The sequence below is a fragment of the Mesorhizobium sp. M8A.F.Ca.ET.021.01.1.1 genome (assembly GCF_003998025.1).
In the GTDB taxonomy this organism is placed as follows: Bacteria; Pseudomonadota; Alphaproteobacteria; order Rhizobiales; family Rhizobiaceae; genus Mesorhizobium.
Genome location: NZ_RZSJ01000842.1, coordinates 1 through 1,878, shown reverse-complemented (window position 1 = coordinate 1,878; position 1,878 = coordinate 1). Strand labels below are relative to the sequence as shown.

The 1,878-nt window shown below is 69.2% G+C and carries 3 protein-coding genes; all 3 read right to left on the bottom strand.

All coding sequences use genetic code 11. From position 1 onward, the window contains the following. A partial coding sequence (locus EOA36_RS34625; RefSeq protein WP_145969485.1) for a serine protease occupies positions 1-632 on the bottom strand: 632 nt, incomplete at its 3' end. After that, complete coding sequence (locus EOA36_RS34620; RefSeq protein WP_127281154.1) at positions 629-979, bottom strand: hypothetical protein; 351 nt, start codon at positions 977-979, stop codon at positions 629-631. The genes EOA36_RS34625 and EOA36_RS34620, both read right to left, overlap by 4 nt. Before the next feature lie 16 nt (positions 980-995). Next, positions 996-1,700, bottom strand: coding sequence for a hypothetical protein (locus EOA36_RS34615; RefSeq protein WP_127281153.1), 705 nt, complete (start codon positions 1,698-1,700; stop codon positions 996-998). Positions 1,701-1,878: the final 178 nt, after the last annotated feature.

Sequence of the window (1,878 nt, the reverse complement as noted above, 5' to 3'; positions counted from 1 at the left end):
ATCCAGCCGGGCGCACCGCTGTGCCCCGGGCAGGTGTCGACGCTGTAGAAAAGCTGCCGCTCGGTGATCCGGTCGAGACGCTCGGCATGCTCCCACTGCGTGCCCTCCGGCTTGTCGGCCGGATAGCCTGAAATGTGCAGCAGACGCGAGGCCCGGAGCCTGTCGAGATCCTGCCGGCTCGGCGACCACAGCCGGAAAAAACCCGGCGCCGGCGAGAACGGCCGCTCGAGTTCGATCAGCCCGACATCGTGCAGCGCGGATGGCCGACGGCGGTAGGGCGGATTAACGTGCCAGCGTTTCGCCCATTGCCAGCCGAAGGGGCGCGCGTCGCGGGACGCACGGCCCGGCGTGACCCGGATGCGCACGGCAAGGTTGGGCAGGCCAAGCCGCTGCCGGATCGGGCTAGTGATGCAGTGTGCGGCGGTCAGCAGGCGCGTCGGCGAGATCAGGAAAGCGGTGCAGCCGGTCAGCCTGCCGTCGCCGAAGTCGCGCTCGATATGGCAGACCGCGCTGTGCGGAAAGCGGTTGGTGTGCGCGACTCTGGCGCGGCCGTCGGTCGGCCCGACCACCGCATAATCCGCTTCGTCGGCCAGACGGTCGAGTTCGAAGGGCGCTGGCGAGAACAGCGTCATGTGTCTTGCTCGGCTTGTGGTGGCTCGGCTTGCGGCGGCGCGACATCCGGCGGAGCGACATCGTAGATCCCGCCTCCGCTTGCCACCTCCCGTGGGACGTCGGTCGCGGCCATGTCCGCGTCCGCTGCCGGGCCGAGCATGTCGCGCAGGCGGTCCACTAGAAGATGGGCCTCTTCGCCCCGGCCCTCAAGGTAGGCCGTCGCGCGATCCATGAACTCCTCGTCGGAACCAAATTGTGGTTCCGCCGGGCGCGGCGGGACCGAGCGCAGCGCCTTGACCTCCTGGAGAACGATGGCATCGAGGTCGGCCCATACCGACCTTGCATGAGGTGCGACTTGCCCGTGCATGGAGATCTCCCTTGGTTCAGTTGGTGTACATCAGCCCCGCTTCATCGAATGTGGTGCTGTTGGGGTCATAGAGCAGTGGCCGCTCCCGGTCCTGCAGCCAGCCCTCATAGTTCCGGGCCCGCCTTGGATGCATCGCCTGGCGGGTCAGGCGAGCCGCCTGGACCAGGACCTGGCCCGGTTGCAGGTTGCGGATCGCGGTGTTGACCCGGGGGTCGGCGCGGCTCGGCTGCCGGTAATGTTCGACAATCCTCTGCGCGATCGAATTGGTCCCCTTGGTCATGCCGATGCTGAGCGGACGGTCGCGGTCTATGCCGGCGCGGGTGATGCGATAGACCTGCGGCCCCGGCGCCAGGAACGGCCGCAGCAATGGATCGACGGCCTGGCCCCTGCCGGCGGCGGTGCGCGCCGCATCGATGGCGGCCAGCGACACCGGCGGCGTCCAGCCGCGCCAGCCCGGCAGTTGCGAACCCCGAGCCCGTGCCGAGGTCTGGCCGCGCGCCGGCCGCGGAGCACGTCCCCGCCGCACGGTGGCTTCGTCGAAGGAGGTGTCGCCGCCGCAACCGCAGCCGCAGCCACCGCTTGGAAAATGCCGGCGCCTGACCTCCACGGCGCGAAAGCCCTGTTGCCGGCGGCATTGTGCGCAGCCGCATGGCCGGCGGTGGCCGACTGCTTGCGCTGCCTCGTCGACCAGCGCGTCGAGTTGTTCGTCGAAATAGGACATGCCGGCTCCCTTCCTGCGTTGTGTTCAATGTCGCTTGCCCGCCGGAGCTAACCCGGCCCAGCATCCACCTTTGCGTCTGCCGCCGTCGCCCGCCGGCGCAGCCGCGCCACGGTTCTTTCCCGCTGTTCGATCGTGGGCAGCGGAAAGGAAGGCCGCGCCGGCCGTGGCGGCCTGATAT